The organism is Endozoicomonas sp. ISHI1 (assembly GCF_024606225.1).
GTDB lineage: Bacteria > Pseudomonadota > Gammaproteobacteria > Pseudomonadales > Endozoicomonadaceae > Endozoicomonas_A.
The window spans coordinates 146,243-161,591 of sequence record NZ_JAGRPU010000009.1 but is presented as its reverse complement, the minus strand read 5'-3'; the positions used below and the strand labels follow the sequence as shown (position 1 = coordinate 161,591).

Sequence of the window (15,349 nt, the reverse complement as noted above, 5' to 3'; positions counted from 1 at the left end):
GCAACGATAGTTCATTGGCCGAGAGTGACAGTGCCGATGGAAACCACGAAGCCCTGAGCTTTCTGAACAGGATCATTCGCAGAGGGCAACGGCTGGTACATTACCTGAGCAGCCTGGCCGGAGGCGGGAAAGACGACGCTGACACGGATACAGCGAAGAATAAGCAGCAAGAGGTGGCAAGCCTGAACGACACAGAGCTGAACCGACACTACCAGCGTCTGGTGCAGGACCTCAGTGCCCTGTCAGGCCATCGCAGTGGCGAGAGTCCGTCGTTTATGCCATCGGCAACCCAGAGAGTGGGACAGAACCTGACAACTCCGAAGCCTTTGACTATGGTAGGTCAGGGATGACAACCCCCGGGCTTTGAGGCAAGCTTTCAGTTTTGAGTCAGGCGTCCCGGTCAGAACAACTGTTGCTTATCTTGGCAATAGCACCCCTCCAAGAAAAGCTGCGAATAACATAGCTAAAGGAAGGCTTGCAGGAGTCAAATAATTTGCATCATTTTCTACAGTGGCTTTTTTACTGACCCGATAAATACTGACCTTGCCATCATTCCAGCTGACTGCCAGCTTAGTGCCGTCGGGACTGAAGGCAAGGTCCAACACCTTAGCTCTGCTAACATAGGGTAGGATTTGCGGAGAAGCGGACAGGTCGTTCGTATCAAAAATTCTGACCGTCCCGTCAAACACCCCAACGGCAAATTCAGTGCCGCCGCGATTATAGGCAACTCTGGTTACACCGTCTCCCACGGGCAAGAGGTAATCGAGAGTGTACCTGGAGCCACTTCCGGCTTTCATGCTAAAAACCCTGACGAATTCATTAGCTCCCACGATTACCAGCTGGTCATCATCGTCACTGTAGTCAATGCCACGTATTTCTGCCGGAAAAAACACGCTTTGCAAGAGGTCGGAACTCGTCGTGTTATAAACCGAGGCTCGTGTGGTAATCCCCGCGATTGCCAGCTGGGTGCTGTCTTTGTTGAAGGCAAGAACACTTGCTCCGTTTGACTTATCGTCGAGGGTGTAAAGGTGGGTGATCGGATCCTTCACTCTATAAACCATGACCTCACCCTTAACAGTACTACCTTGAATCACCCCACCCCCGAAGGCAAGAAGAGTGCCGTCGTGGCTGTAGACAAGAGTCTGTATCGGCTTTGTTGAATTGGACAGGGTTTCCAGATGTGCGAACGACTGGTCATCATAAATCCTGACCTCTTGATCACCCTCCACGGCTGCCAGCTGGCCGCTGTGGCTGAAGTCGATGCTCTTCACCGGATTATTTGCTGTATGAAGGGTTCGCCGGAGCCTCGGCTCTGTCACGAAACTCACACTAAAAATTTGTATGGCTCCTGAAGTTGGACACCCGCTTTTGCCCTGACCGGCAGTGATTCCCAAAGCCAGGATACCGTTCCTGTTCCATGAAACACTCCCAGCAATGTAAGGCTTGCAGTAACTCACTGCCGGGGCAGAGCCGTTTGTGGGGATGGGGGTTGATTGTGGCAGGACACTGCTCACGGATGTAGGGACTGGTGTAATAATTTCCGGCATCCGGTTCGGATCTACAGTAATCACATGCTCCAATCGAACATTCACTTTTGCTGTTGACTGTTTAACGTCATACGTCGTATGAGCTTGCACCTGCAGACAGCCTGCTGTCAATGGAACAAGCAGACCCGCAATAGCCCAGCACTTCTCGATGCTCATGGCTTTTCTCCAAAACCCCAGCACAGCTGAGCGTAAAAGCACACGCAGCATACAGAAAGCAGGAGGCATCATCACTCCCTGAAAGGCGGCTATCACAAAAATGAACCCACCTATGTGGGAATGGCGACTGGCTGTATGGTGTCAAAGCCTGACTGCACTGGTTTTCATACTTTGAACCGTTTTCCAGATTATCGTGACCACGAGAGAAAACAGAAAAACCGGAAGACTTTACCCGCTGGTACTTTTTTTCACTAGGGATTTATATAGGGCCACCTGACAGGACATGTCAAATTTCATCTTCTTCCAATGTGAATATGAGCCGGATGGTTGGGCTTCCGGACGCTTACCCAAAACCATACTTCTTGCGAGCCCCTTCAGGAACCACTGCCGGAACTTGCATCGATCAAGAAAGAGCTGTAACGGGTTATGGATGATCTAAACTTACCGCTTCGCAACAATCTCTCCACAATAATCTGAGCGAAAGCCAGATGTGGGAATAATACTTTAAACGAAGAAATATCATACGACGGGGGACGCACAGTAGAGCGATGTATGAATCCAACATCAAATCAGCAGCTGCCGCACTTGCTCTCCTGCTGAAATTCCACGAAAAGAATGTCGACATCAGCTCGCTGATTCATGAGCTATCCGGTAAAGATGTCAGTATCGACTTACGGGAACTGGTCAGGGTATCCCGGCGCCTTGGCATGAAAGCCCGGAAGGTTACAGTTAAAAACAACCTTCATAAAGCCCCTCTCCCCTTCATTGCCCAGGGAAAAGATCAGCAGTTTTTTATCATTGCCAGTTTCGATCCGGAGAAACAGACTGTCATGGTACAACTTTATGGTCAGCAGCCGTGTATTCTGAAACTGGATGAACTCTGGAAAAACTGGGATGGCAGCGCTCTCTGGATGACCAGACGGTTTGATTTGAGTCACACCATGAAACGCTTTGGCATCAGCTGGTTTATTCCGGTGGTGATCAAATACCGCCGGGTATTGGGCGAAGTGGTTCTTGCCTCGTTTTTCCTGCAACTGTTCGCCCTGATTACCCCAATCTGTTTTCAGGTGGTTATGGATACCGTGCTGGTGCATCAGGCCATCTCCACCCTGAATGTTATTGCCATCGCTCTGCTGGTCATGTCGTTATTTGAAGTGACCCTGGGAACGTTGAGGATGTATCTGTTTTCCCACACCAGTTGCCGCGTGGATGTGGAACTTGGCAGCCGCCTGTTCGAACACTTGTTAAAAATACCTATTGCCTATTTCAGTGCCCGGCCTGTGGGTCAGGTGGTGGCTCGGGTTCGGGAGCTGGAAAACATTCGGGAGTTTCTTACCAACAATGCCATGACTCTGGTGCTGGATCTTTTTTTCACCATTGTTTTGTTTATCGCCATGTACTTCTATTCGTCGACGCTCACCTGGGTCGTACTGGCTTCCATCCCATTTTACATTCTGCTTTCCGTACTGATCAGCCCCGGCCTGCACAACCGCGCCAAAGAACGGTTTGAGCGCAGTGCCATTAACCAGGCCTTCCTGACGGAAGCAGTTACCGGCATGGAAACCCTGAAGTCAACCGCTGTTGAGCCAAGAATGCAGTCCCGCTGGGAGCGTTATCTGTCGAGCTATGCCAAAGCCAGTTTCAACAGCAGTGTGTTGGGCACGGTGGGCAGCCACCTGGTAGAGCTGATTAACAAAATTGTCACCGTAGCACTGTTGTGGATTGGCGCCAAAGAGGTCATCAGCGGCAGTCTGACTATTGGTGAGCTGATTGCCTTCAACATGCTTTCAGGCCAGGTAGCCCAGCCTATCCTGAGACTTTCCCAGCTCTGGCAGGAGTTTCAGCAATTCCGGATATCCATTGCCCGCCTGGGTGATGTTCTGAACACGCCCCAGGAGCCACAGCAAAGTCTGGATAAACCACCCATAGCGGCACTTCAGGGCCATATACAGATGGAACGGGTCAATTTCAGTTACAGCTGCGAACTGCAGAACACCCTGAGCGACATCAGTCTGATGATTCCTGCCGGACAAACCATCGGCATTGTAGGAGAGTCCGGTTCCGGTAAGTCGACGCTGGCAAAACTGTTGCTGCGTCTCTATGTGCCAAACACCGGGAAGGTGTTGATTGACGACAACGACATTGCCCTTCTTGACCCCTCCTGGCTGCGGCGACAAATCAGCGTTGTGCTTCAGGAAAACACTCTGTTCAACGGTACCATCCGGGAAAACATTGCCCACACAGACCCTCTGCTGCCTATGGAAGCTGTGATTGAAGCAGCCAAACTGGCAGGTGCCCATGAATTCATCACCCGCCTGGCCCGGGGCTACGACACCGAGCTGGGCGAGCGGGGTACTGGGCTGTCCGGTGGCCAAAGGCAACGGATCGCCATTGCCAGGGCACTGATCAGCAATCCGAAAATTCTTATTTTTGATGAAGCAACCTCAGCACTGGACTACGAGTCCGAGCACGTGCTGCAACAAAATATGGACGCCATTTCCGAAGACCGAACAGTGATCACAATCGCCCACCGGCTTTCAACCATCAGACATTGTGATCGAATTATCGTAATGAGAGATGGCAGGATTACTGAAGATGGCACTCACCACAGCCTGATCGAAATGAACGGCTACTACACCCGATTGTGGAACATCCAGTCAGGTAATCAAGATGATTAAACGGCTCAAGCGTATCGTCTCTGCTTTTCATTCCAGGGAAGAAAACGAGTTCCTGCCCGCTGCGGTAGAAATTCTGGAGACCCCCGCTTCACCCCTCAAACACGTCTTAACAGTTGGTATCTGCCTGTTATTGGTGATTGCCCTGGTCTGGGCATGGTTTGGCAGTATTGATGTCGTCGTAGAAACGGAAGGGCGTGTTATTCCCGACGGGTATTCAAAAAAAATCAGCCCCATACAGGTGGCCAGAGTCAGCACCATCTTTGTCAGTGAGGGGAGTCGGGTAAAAAAAGGTGACAAACTGATTGAGCTGATCCCCAACCCAACTGACTCAGAAAATAATACCCTGCAAACCACCCGGGAAATTACCAGTGCCCAGCTGTCTGCCCTGAGAGAGAAAACCCTGCTCAGTCTGGTCAATACTCCAAACCTCAACCAACCGGTTTCGGTCAACCTGGAACAGGAGGCAACCCTTCAGCAGCTGGTCTTTGAAGTTCCCCCTGACGAACAGCGATGGTCAACAGAAAACAACACCCTGACCAGTGAACTGGATGCCTTTCTTTCGGCTGATAAAGCAATAGCAAAAACCATTGATGAGCTATCCACAACCCTGCTGGTTGATGCCGAAGAAATTCAGCGCCTTCGGCTTTTGCACCCTATCCATGACAAGCTGGCTACCATCACACAGGGCCTCTATGAGAAAAAAATGATGTCCGAAGTGGACTGGCTGACAAGAAGGGAAAAACAGATCGACACCACCCAGCAACTAAAAGTCATGGTGTTGCGCCATAAAGAGCATGAAGCCCGATACCAGTCTTTACTGGCCGAGCGACAACAAAAGCGTGAATCCTTTATCTCGAACCATGTCAAGGAGTATCTGGGAGCGATCGAACAACTGGATCGTGCAGCCAAGACGGGACAGAAGGCGAACCAGCGAGAAGAAAATCAGATATTAATAGCTCCCATCGACGGCATTGTCCAACAAATCCAGGCTCACTCCTCTGGTGATGTGGTTCAGCCGGGTCAGCCTGTCATGGTGATTGTGCCCACAAATATACCTCTGATCGTTGAGGCCACTGTTCTCAATAAAGACATTCGCTGGGTTAAGACCGGACAGAGCGTGCAGGTGAAAGTCGAAACCTTCCCCTATACCCGCTATGGCTATCTTGACGGTCATGTCCGTAGAATATCTGGTGACGCTATTAACGATGAACAAAAGGGCTGGGTTTTCCAAATCTATATTGATCTGGAAAAAGATTGGTTCCAGGTGGATGATCTCAGGATCAGACTACAGCCGGGGATGGTAGTAACCGCTGACGTCGTCGTTAGCCAACGTCGTTTATTAGAGTATTTCCTGTCACCCCTGCTGCGCTATCAGAAAGAAACCTTTCGAGAAACCATGTAGGGCAATATTGATATAAACTCGCGGCATTTTCCTGTTATGTCATTGCATTTGACAGCATCTGCCGCCAATGGTTTTCTTAGTGCCGGAAAACAGAAAAGAAGAAAATGAAGCCATTAAAAATGACCACAGCCGGTGCCAGCAGTGCCGGCATCAAGGAAGAAAATCAGGACGCCTGGGTGGCGGAGATGCCAGCAAACACCCAGGTGATGAGTGACAAAGGCGCCATTCTGGCTCTGGCCGATGGCGTCAGCGCTTGCAGTGAAGCCCGCCGGGCCAGTCAGACCGCTATTTCCAGCTTTACCTCTGATTATTACAGCACCCCGGATTCCTGGACAGCCCGTCATTGTGCCGCACGAATTCTCAGTTCATTAAACCGCTGGCTTTACCAGCAGGGTCGAACGGACCCCAGGGATAAAGGCAGCTGGTGTACCACCTTTACTGCCATGATTCTGAAGTCAGCTACATTGCATCTGGTGCATACCGGGGACTCCAGAGCGTGGCGCATGAGAAATAATGAGCTGGAATGTCTGACCCGGGATCATACCGCCACCCTGGGTGGACGACAGTATCTGGCCAAGGCACTGGGCATGACGCTTGATGTCGAAGTGGATTACAAATCAGAAGCATTGGATGCCGGAGATATATTACTGCTGACTACCGATGGTATTCATGATTTTCTTTCACAGAATACCATCAAAGAGTGCTTTTACCAGCAGAGATCACTGAATGAAGTTGCACAACATCTGATAGATCTGGCATTAAAAAATGGCAGCAATGACAACCTGACCTGTGTTATCGGTCGCATTGATGAAGTACCATCCGGAGATGCCTGTGAGAACCTGGAAAGGCTTTCTCAACTCAGATTGCCACCGGATCTCTACCCTGGTCAGATACTCGACGGCTATCACATTCTCGAAGAACTTCACGCCAGCAAACGCAGCCAGCTTTATCTTGCAGAAGACACTTTGTCTGAGCCAGCCGATGCCAACCATGTGGTCATCAAAACCCCTTCCATCAACTATGAGGATGACCCTGATTACCTCGAAGGTTTCATGCGTGAAGAGTGGATTGGCCGCAGGGTAAAACATCCTTCTATTATGGAAATCATGGCCCCAAGACCCGGTCGGAAGTTCCTTTACCATACCTGTGAATACATAAAGGGACAGACCCTGCGCAACTGGATGCAGGAGAATCCCAAACCGTCTCTGACCCAGGTCAGGGATATAGTTGCACAGATGATCACAGCTATTCGGGGATTGCACAGACTTCAGATTCTGCATCAGGATCTGAAGCCGGAAAATCTGATGTTTGATCAGAAAGGTCGTCTAAAACTGATTGATTTTGGATCGGCGCGAGTCGCAGGGGATTTGGAAAACCGGCAGGCTCATCAGAGTGATTTACCGCAGGGCACCAAAAACTATACGGCACCGGAATACTTTCTGGATGGTGTCATCGACGAAAGAGCGGATCAGTTTGCCATTGGCGTGATAACCTACGAATTACTGACCGGCAAACTGCCCTACGCGGAACATTCAGGCAGCAGTATCAGGGTCAGGCATTACCAGCATATGCAATACCGCCCTGCCAACCTGTCTGACTCAGCCATTCCTGCATGGATTGATTCAGCTCTGGCAAAAGCAGTGGCTGCTGACCCGGCGAAACGATATCCCGCACTGTCTGAATTTTTTCAGGATCTGAAGCAACCCAACCGTTCATTCCAAAGCCGCAGGTTCCAGCCCCTGATAGAAAGAAACCCGGTGCTTACCTGGCAGTTGATTGCACTGTTACTTTTGATTGCCAATCTGATCCAATATTTGGGCAGCTGAACGAGAGTGGATTGCAGGCACGAAATAACGGTTGTGATTGGCTAAGCAACCTGAAAATAAGGTCTGCTCCACTCGAGCCTTTTATATTGTTGGCAAATCAGGCCACTTTGCCGACAATGTCTTCCAGACTTGTAGCATTGAGTGATGCCATGTTGTATGTCCTTAAAGACAGAAATTTTGTTAGTGGCACTTAACAACCTGTTATTAATTTTCATTATGAAATCATTTATGATTTCAAACGTTAATTTTGAATACAATTTCTAATTAAAGATAAATACAAACTTTTGAGTAATGAGATATGGATGGAATAAATAACAGTAATAACAGTGTTATTTCATTGTCGCCGCTACATAATCGAACTAAAACAGAGAAAGAACCCATTGGTGTCATTATGGGTAAAAATGTCACTGTACATAACAAAAGTGAAGCTAAATTGCTTAAATTGTCCGCAGAAGCTGATGCAGGGCCATCAACGGTAGCACACGCTGCAACGTTTGAAGAAGCGACACGAACAATAGAGCGCTTCCTGAAGAACAACTCCGGCAATGAGCTACTGAGCACTCTTGGCATGACGGCAGAAGGGCGGATTGTCCTTTTGGCAGAGCAGGATGAATGTCAGCAGCCGAAACTGCGTCGGGCGCTTGAACAACAGCTTGAGGCACTGCTACCCGAAAATATAGCGAGGGCGCTCAAGGAGCGGGAGGTTGAGAACACAGTAAGCACTGAATTTAAAACACTTGTAAATTTTCGAAACCGTACCCTGCGGGACCGACAGATCCGAAACCGGCTGATGGAACTGGAGAGGCAATATACTTCTGAATTTAAAAAGCTCGATGAGCTGACCACGACCGAAATCACTGTCCTTGATGCTGCACTCACTACAGGCTCCAATGAACCGGACGAGCCTTTCGCGGAATACAGATTTAGAAACGAGTTCACCCAAGATCGCTGGAAATTTATTGATAACCGAAAATCGGGGGCTATCAAGCCCAAAGATTTCTACATGAGCAATGTGATTGCCCGGCAGTTTAAGTTGAGTTTCGACAGTTTTGGATGGCTTTTGGAACTGCCGAAGATCATTGACCGGGAAATGATGACGAATCAGAAAACCATAGAGACCCTGATAGAGCACCAAAAGGATTACGATTCGGACGCTTTCATGTCCGCTTTCCTGGAAACGACGGTAAACGGTAAGAGTACAGTGAATGTTGCACGGGATCTTGGACTGATTATTGAACGTATCACCGTTAGTTATAATGGCAAGTTGGTGAAGAGCATTGATGAACCGATTACTATCAGGCACGTGAAACACAGGTTTGACGTGCATGTCCATGTCAGACCCGACAAAGCGCTCTATGACTCAATATGAAAGTACTTTACTGTTACAGGCAGGCGTATAAAACATACTATGAATTAATCCCCCGTCCGATAATAATTAGGCAAAATGATTATTTCGTTACGCTTTTTTCGACTGTTTCAGTTCTCAGTCGTTCAGCGAACACCTTTTTAAGGAATTGCTATGACTCAACACCGCAAGCTTTAGCTGTCTGAAAAACTTCAGAGTGGGCTAACTGGTAAATGTCTCAGCTTTGATTAACTACAATAGGTTATGCTGCTTTTGAGTGGATTTCGAAAGATTGGAAGCTTTTCAATTCCTTAGTGTCCAACTTTGAAAATAAAGACTGGAGATTTAAAAACCATGTTGCTCAGAATAATATCTATATTTTACTTATTTCCTTTTTTCCTCAATGCAGATAGTTTAACGTCGCAGCCAACTTATGCGATTGTATTTCATGAGACTTATTGTGAAAAATATAACAATGCAATTCATCGTTATATACACAGCGTGGGCAAAAAGGGCTACTCCGCATTTTACTTTTGCACTGACACTGTTGATATTAAGGAACTAAAAAAACGGATAAACCTTAATGCCGAAGAGAGAAATGTCAATTTGTCTGAGATAAAGGGAATAAATATCTTTGGTCCGGTTATTTCTACTGCAACAATAAGAAACCTTAAATCCCGCGACCGCTATTTTTACCCTACTACAACGTTAATGCTTGATAATATCGAATTAGTCTTATACAGAAATACAGTAATCGATATTAAAACCAAACCGTATAAATCTCCTGATATTACACGATGGGTATCACATATGTTTGCGTCACCCAATAAAATAGACAAAGACATATCTAGTGTATTAGATAATTTTTCAAATGAACTTGCTGAACAAGGGAGCATTTCCACTGGAGAAAATTTCAAAAACAAACTGCAGAATGATTTATCGGACTCCAGAACAGTCAAGTATTATAGTTTTCCTGACGGTGAAGGAACTGCAATAATAGGGATGGCATCTTTTCCTGTACTCTGGACTATTACCGGACTTTCTCGCATGCGTGAGGGTTATAGTTTCTGGAGGCGATTTCAAACTGTTGGTGATTATTTTGGTAGCTTTGCCCTTATAGGCTTAATGTCAGGAGTTGAAGCATATTCAATAAATAGTTATTTATACACTCAGCATTACTTACCTGATGGCAATCAATGGAAAAAGGTCTTACTGAGAAAACCGTTAAATATTGATGGCTTTATCGATATGCATGGCAAGCACTATAACTATTTTTGATAGTAAAAATACCCGTTTGAGAAAACATTACAAGTGCCTCAAAATAATTTGAGGCACTTTTTTCATTATTTATGGGTTGGCACCATAGAGTGATTTTCAAGCAATCTATGCCATATAAGTTGAAAAGAATACTTATCTTACTCTCGCTCAGAGGGGTAGATTACCCAGGTTGAAGATAATGCAGCTAATAATGTCAAAGGACAGCTTAGATAATTTAAAAATATCGCTTGCTCAGAAGGCCGAAAAAAAGTCGAATAATAGTCCAGAGAAACTGAATTAAATACAGTCTGTGATTCTTTAATAAAAAAGTTTATCCCATCAGAAGGCATATCCTCAAATTTTTTCTCTATCAGATTAAAAATATATTCTTTTTGAATTGCGTGGTACTTCATTGCTTCAAACACTGCAGACTGTAATATCATAAGATAACTTAAAATGATCTCACGACTTGCATGTGGGACATAATTAAGACACATTGCAGCTAATATGATGAGTGAAAGTGAATCACCTTTAGCAGAGTATTCTTCACTCAAGGGTATAATAAACGGTATCAAATCCCCTTGAATGCCATGATCGACAACAATCTTTTCAGCAATTTGAATCATTGTAGACCCATCAAACTGAGCTCCCCAACTATGTGTTCCATACAACCTATCTGAAAAAGCTTTTTTGAAGTCACTTGCTCTTTTCACTAACTCATCCTTACCATCCGCGAGCCCTGAGTTAGGAAACATCATAAAAACTATAAAAATTGGCAAGAATGCCTTTAAACTTTTCATAAATTACCATACAACATTGAGTCAGGCTGTTAAGGATAGTTCAATGTTCGTAATTGTCTTGGCAAACTGATACCGGCAATAGAAAACCAAGCCATACTTTTTACTGTTTCGGCGTCATGAGACTCGGGGCCTTACAGTTGATCCTGTTCAGCTTCATTGAACGACTCTCTATGACCGAAAACTGTGACCCTAAGCAGTCTTCATTGGTTGCACCAAACCATAATTTGCAGAAGATATTGAATCTACGTTCAAGCACAGCATTTTTCGGAGTAATGAACTTGTCAAAACCTTGCAGGCTAAGCGACCGACGAGGAGTGATTCTGTAAAAACTACCACACCGACTTCAGGGTAGATAACCAGCTGTGTCAGTAACTTTCTTTAAAGGGTATATTTTTTGAATAATATTCAGCCGCTAATCTAACAATCCATACTGTGTCGCAAGGGTATGTCGCTTGTGCAGCAGGCAAAGATTGGAAATATATATCCATCGGACCATGTTTACTTATATACTTTCCATCTCCTATATAAAACATACTATGAATCACCGCGTCACCTGATAAAAATTGTACAACATCTCCCCAGCGTATTTTTTTCTTATCGAATATATGAATAGAAACAAACGGCAGTTTTTCATACCATTCACTGAAATTTTGCGATGTTTGTTTATCCATCCCAAATGCCAGATAATTAACAAAATGGTGGCAAATACCACGCATAACATCTTCTTCATTTTCAAAAGAAGAAACCGTTTTACAAACATTCTTAAAGCCCTTCGTAAAAAGTTCGGACAACCTTTTTTTTACTTGTGCTCGATAGCATAAATCAACATTAACTTCCTCAGCGCAAGATAAAGAAACTAAACAATCTTTATCCAGAACAGGATTTCTTGCATCTATTTTATAATGCTTGACACCATTTAAAACAAAGGGAAAAACAACGCATTTAGTAATCTGAACTTTTTTTTCATCGTAATGTTCTATATCGTCAATTTCTTTAATGCAGACTTCTTTATCGCTCAGTTTTTCAATGTAGAATTTTTCTACGATGAGTTCTTCATTAAGAAAATGAAATTGACTCGAAGAATCTACGCTTCTTTCTGATAATGATTTTTCACTAACCTGTGATTCGTAGCTTTGATCAATTATTAATTTATTAGGTACTAACTCTTTAATACCAGAACATTCTGGCTGTGCTAAAGCGAGGTGGTCTTGCAAGCATGTTGTTGTCAGTGGATTCATTGTCATACATCCTGTAGTATTTCTTAAAATAGCCGGACAGTCTTTCCCATATCCAGACGACAGTTTTTTTTCAACCTTCTGCCTTCCAACACTGGTTATATTATATATGACAGAAAAGAGGAATAATAATTCCCTTTTTTACTAGTTTTTTTATTAACACTAACTACGAAGTAAGTCCGCATAACAAAGAACAGGCCTGAGTTTGAATTTTTTGTTTCAACCTGTTTTGCGGTTCAGCCAGGTACGTTCGATCAGGAGCAGTAACTCACCACTGAGCAAACACAAAGCTATGATGACCAGTGGAGTATTCAATGAGAAGTGCCAGCTTTTTATCATCAGGAACAAGTGCTGAGAAGCAGTAACAAGACCGACCACGGAAACCAGGCAGGTCAAGAAAATACTGATATAACGGAAGTGAGGCAATACCATTAAGACTCCGAGCAGTCCAATGGCTGTTCTTTCTGTTCGGCAGAATGGGCAGGTTTGAACGATTTCCACCAGATCCATCCACCAGGTCACTGCGCAGATCACAATAGCAATCCAACCCAATGGTCTGATGTAGTGGCTCAGCACCAGCTTCGTGATCATGAAACCTGTCTCAGTGAACTTATCTCAACAGAGTTATCGTAAGATGACCAAGACTCTTTACAATGAACTGCTTATAGCGAACTGCCAAACATGCCTCAGGGCTCCTGAAGATGAAAGCCCAGTGCCTTCAGATGCGCCTGAACTCCTGTCTCACACTTTCTTGCCTGAACCGTCAGAGTGCTGAATTCCCGCCGCTCCCGATAATGCTTTCTCATTCGGTCAAACTCAATACGGCGTGCCTTCTTGTCCATAAAGAAGAGGCGGCGCATGAGGGCATCGTCACGTCGCAGATCGTAGACCGATTTCATCGCCAAACCAGCAGCCTGGGCGGCTGTAGCAGAGTCATTGAAGCCCATTCGTTTCAGGGCGGGCATGGGAGTGATAGCGGCCAGCCTGACTCGACCCGGCAGGCCAAAGGCCTGGCACAGAGCCTTATAGACCGTTTCGGTTCCGGAGATCTTGCCGTCCAGACTGTAGCCAGCAATATGAGGGGTGCCAATATCTACGCGAGCCAGCAAATCCAGATTAACATCAGGTTCATATTCCCAGACATCCAGCACCACACTGAGATCGAGACCTTCTTCAATGACTTTCAGCAGTGCCTGATTATCAATAACCGAACCTCTCCCGGCATTAATTAGAATAGAACCCGGTTTTATCTGACTTAACCTGTCATAATCCAACATGTGATGGGTAGGATACTTTACGTTCCGGGTCAGGGGAGTATGCAGGGCAATGACATCACACTGTTGCAGCAGTGTTTCCAGAGGTTCAAATCTGACTCCCGGCGTTCGCTCACAGAGCGGATCACAGGCCATAACTTCAACACCCAGTCCTTCAAGGGTCTTATAAAGTCGGCTGCCCACCTGTCCATGACCAATAATACCTGCCTTTCTTTTCTCCAGCTTAAAGCCCTCCCGATCGGCAAGGATATCCAGAGCACAAAGCACATACTCAACAACAGATCGGGCATTACAACCAGGCGCATTGGCAAAAGTAATGCCCCGTTTGGTCAGTGCTTGCTGGTCAATATGATCAACGCCCGCAGTACAGGAGCCTACAAACCTGAGCGAGGACGCCTGACTCAGCAGTGATTCATTCACCTTTGTCACTGAGCGCACCAGCAGCGCATCTGCACCGGCAATATCGCCTGCAGTAATATCCCGACCCTGCAAAGCCATTACTTCACCCAGTGCCCCAAAGCATTCATGAAGAAGAGGTATGTTCTCGTCAGCAACAATTTTCATCGATGGTGATATTCGTTGTGTCCGGTAATGCCGTGATACTATAGTCCATCCTTACAATTAACAACTCAGGGCTTATGCATATCTGTCACGTTTGTTTGAGAGAATCGAGAGAAGATAACCATTAAAAAACCTATACTGCTCTCAATCTGGCCAATCATTGCTCATGACCTTGAAAGTAACTGTTCGCTTCCTCGCCCTGCTTCTGCTCTTCACTCTGACGGGCTGTGGTTTTCGGTCCACGCCTGAATATCAGTTGGAGGAGTATGAAGAAAGGATCAGTACTGTTACCGGACAGCCAATGCCTTCTGCTACAGTCAGCTTTCCTGAACTTCCTCCGCTGAGAAAGAGGCAATATCCATTGCCCGATGTTCGTTTGAAAGCACTGGAAGCCCTGAACCTTCTGGAATGTCCCAAGCTCACCCAGCTCATCGCACACCGCAACAACAGCCTGGGTAAACAGATGCAGCCATCTCAGTTGCTACACTACGAAAAAAAACTGATCGTCCAGCTTAAAGACTGCACATACTATTTACGGCAGCAGGATAAAAAGCCAGAACTCAGGGTCAGGCTGGAAGTCATCCTCCAGCAGAAAGAAGCCGCATTGCCTGCCGCGAAATGGAACATGTTGCTGTCTAATACCGAACTGCCAGGCCAACTCAGCGGCTTTCAGACTCTGCTTCCCCTCCACGGTGATAACGGCCGCCAGGGAACACTGGAAGCGTTAAACTATCTGCGGTTCTATCTGAAAGATGACCGTTTTTCTCCTCCCTACGATCAACAGTCTCTGGAAATGCATCTGCAACAATTGACTGCTTCGCATTATAGTGGTCAGTTACTGGCTGCTGCCACGGCTATCAGCAATACCCTCAATCGGGTTTCAGTGATGCTGGAAAAAAGCAATACTATCTGTCCGCAAGGTCGGCGCTCCTTGAAAATAGAGCGACTCAACAATGTATTCAGACTTTTCTACGTCGACAGTATTCAGCCTTATATGGCAAAAGTAGTTTCAGAAGGTAGAGAGTGGCGGTCAGTCGTGCTGCCTTTACTGCATGAACTGCCAGCGCCTCCTGATAAGGCAATGAAAGACTATCTACGGGCCATTGGCTATTCTGACTCCACCTTTTCAGTGTGGCATCAACTGGACAAAGCCATCCTGCGACATACCCGAAGCTGGCAGAAAGTGCTGGCTGAATGCCAAATGCAACCCGGACAAAATCCTGCGAATTAACTTCCAGACACCAGTGCCGATAGACTGCCTTAAGGGC

The 15,349-nt window shown here is 46.2% G+C and carries 12 protein-coding genes; 7 read left to right on the top strand and 5 right to left on the bottom strand.

The window, feature by feature from the left end; translation table 11 throughout:
• On the top strand, positions 1–350 hold a 350-nt coding region (locus KBW69_RS08405), incomplete at its 5' end, for a hypothetical protein (protein ID WP_257280588.1).
• Between the two features lie 66 nt (positions 351–416).
• Here KBW69_RS08405 and KBW69_RS08400 read toward each other — a convergent pair.
• Entirely contained in the window at positions 417–1,703 is a 1,287-nt protein-coding gene (locus KBW69_RS08400; RefSeq protein WP_257280587.1) for a WD40 repeat domain-containing protein, read from the bottom strand.
• 548 nt (positions 1,704–2,251) lie between these two features.
• Between KBW69_RS08400 and KBW69_RS08395 the strand changes: the two genes are divergently transcribed.
• The 5 genes from KBW69_RS08395 to KBW69_RS08375 all read left to right on the top strand — a co-directional run bounded on the left by KBW69_RS08395 (position 2,252) and on the right by KBW69_RS08375 (position 10,232).
• Positions 2,252–4,381, top strand: coding sequence for a type I secretion system permease/ATPase (locus KBW69_RS08395; RefSeq protein WP_257280586.1), 2,130 nt, complete (start codon positions 2,252–2,254; stop codon positions 4,379–4,381).
• On the top strand, positions 4,374–5,783 hold the full coding sequence (locus KBW69_RS08390; protein WP_257252940.1) for an HlyD family type I secretion periplasmic adaptor subunit: 1,410 nt from the start codon (positions 4,374–4,376) through the stop codon (positions 5,781–5,783). The genes KBW69_RS08395 and KBW69_RS08390 overlap by 8 nt, the downstream gene beginning before the upstream one ends.
• Before the next feature lie 104 nt (positions 5,784–5,887).
• Positions 5,888–7,609 (top strand): bifunctional protein-serine/threonine kinase/phosphatase, encoded by a 1,722-nt coding sequence (locus KBW69_RS08385; protein ID WP_257280585.1) that lies wholly within the window; start codon positions 5,888–5,890, stop codon positions 7,607–7,609.
• A gap of 298 nt (positions 7,610–7,907) precedes the next feature.
• Entirely contained in the window at positions 7,908–8,978 is a 1,071-nt protein-coding gene (locus KBW69_RS08380; RefSeq protein ID WP_257280584.1) for a hypothetical protein, read from the top strand.
• 300 nt (positions 8,979–9,278) lie between these two features.
• Complete coding sequence (locus tag KBW69_RS08375; protein ID WP_257280583.1) at positions 9,279–10,232, top strand: hypothetical protein; 954 nt, start codon at positions 9,279–9,281, stop codon at positions 10,230–10,232.
• 137 nt (positions 10,233–10,369) lie between these two features.
• Here the strand turns inward: KBW69_RS08375 and KBW69_RS08370 are convergent, their stop codons facing one another.
• The 4 genes from KBW69_RS08370 to pdxB form a co-directional block, all read right to left on the bottom strand.
• On the bottom strand, positions 10,370–11,011 hold the full coding sequence (locus KBW69_RS08370; protein ID WP_257252420.1) for a hypothetical protein: 642 nt from the start codon (positions 11,009–11,011) through the stop codon (positions 10,370–10,372).
• 365 nt (positions 11,012–11,376) lie between these two features.
• The gene (locus tag KBW69_RS08365; RefSeq protein ID WP_257280582.1) at positions 11,377–12,249 is read right to left on the bottom strand and encodes a hypothetical protein; all 873 of its coding nucleotides are present in this window, start codon (positions 12,247–12,249) and stop codon (positions 11,377–11,379) included.
• Positions 12,250–12,465: 216 nt separating this feature from the next.
• Positions 12,466–12,837 carry a disulfide bond formation protein B gene (locus tag KBW69_RS08360; RefSeq protein ID WP_257252423.1) on the bottom strand — a complete coding sequence of 124 codons (372 nt, stop codon included), beginning with the start codon at positions 12,835–12,837 and terminating at the stop codon, positions 12,466–12,468.
• Between the two features lie 95 nt (positions 12,838–12,932).
• Positions 12,933–14,084: a 4-phosphoerythronate dehydrogenase PdxB gene (gene pdxB / locus KBW69_RS08355; protein WP_257252425.1), complete on the bottom strand. Its 1,152-nt coding sequence runs from the start codon at positions 14,082–14,084 to the stop codon at positions 12,933–12,935.
• Between the two features lie 163 nt (positions 14,085–14,247).
• Here pdxB and KBW69_RS08350 point away from each other — a divergent pair, with 163 nt between their 5' ends.
• Entirely contained in the window at positions 14,248–15,312 is a 1,065-nt protein-coding gene (locus KBW69_RS08350; RefSeq protein ID WP_257252426.1) for a DUF3080 domain-containing protein, read from the top strand.
• Positions 15,313–15,349 lie beyond the last annotated feature (37 nt).

What these genes read in the sequence shown, in the direction of transcription:
- KBW69_RS08350 (WP_257252426.1), top strand. Translation starts at nt 14,248, where the DNA reads ATGACCTTGAAAGTAACTGTTCGCTTCCTCGCCCTGCTTCTGCTCTTC.
- KBW69_RS08390 (WP_257252940.1), top strand. Translation starts at nt 4,374, where the DNA reads ATGATTAAACGGCTCAAGCGTATCGTCTCTGCTTTTCATTCCAGGGAA.
- KBW69_RS08370 (WP_257252420.1), bottom strand. Translation starts at nt 11,011, where the DNA reads ATGAAAAGTTTAAAGGCATTCTTGCCAATTTTTATAGTTTTTATGATG.
- KBW69_RS08400 (WP_257280587.1), bottom strand. Translation starts at nt 1,703, where the DNA reads ATGAGCATCGAGAAGTGCTGGGCTATTGCGGGTCTGCTTGTTCCATTG.
- KBW69_RS08385 (WP_257280585.1), top strand. Translation starts at nt 5,888, where the DNA reads ATGAAGCCATTAAAAATGACCACAGCCGGTGCCAGCAGTGCCGGCATC.
- KBW69_RS08380 (WP_257280584.1), top strand. Translation starts at nt 7,908, where the DNA reads ATGGATGGAATAAATAACAGTAATAACAGTGTTATTTCATTGTCGCCG.
- KBW69_RS08360 (WP_257252423.1), bottom strand. Translation starts at nt 12,837, where the DNA reads ATGATCACGAAGCTGGTGCTGAGCCACTACATCAGACCATTGGGTTGG.
- KBW69_RS08395 (WP_257280586.1), top strand. Translation starts at nt 2,252, where the DNA reads ATGTATGAATCCAACATCAAATCAGCAGCTGCCGCACTTGCTCTCCTG.
- KBW69_RS08365 (WP_257280582.1), bottom strand. Translation starts at nt 12,249, where the DNA reads ATGAATCCACTGACAACAACATGCTTGCAAGACCACCTCGCTTTAGCA.
- pdxB (WP_257252425.1), bottom strand. Translation starts at nt 14,084, where the DNA reads ATGAAAATTGTTGCTGACGAGAACATACCTCTTCTTCATGAATGCTTT.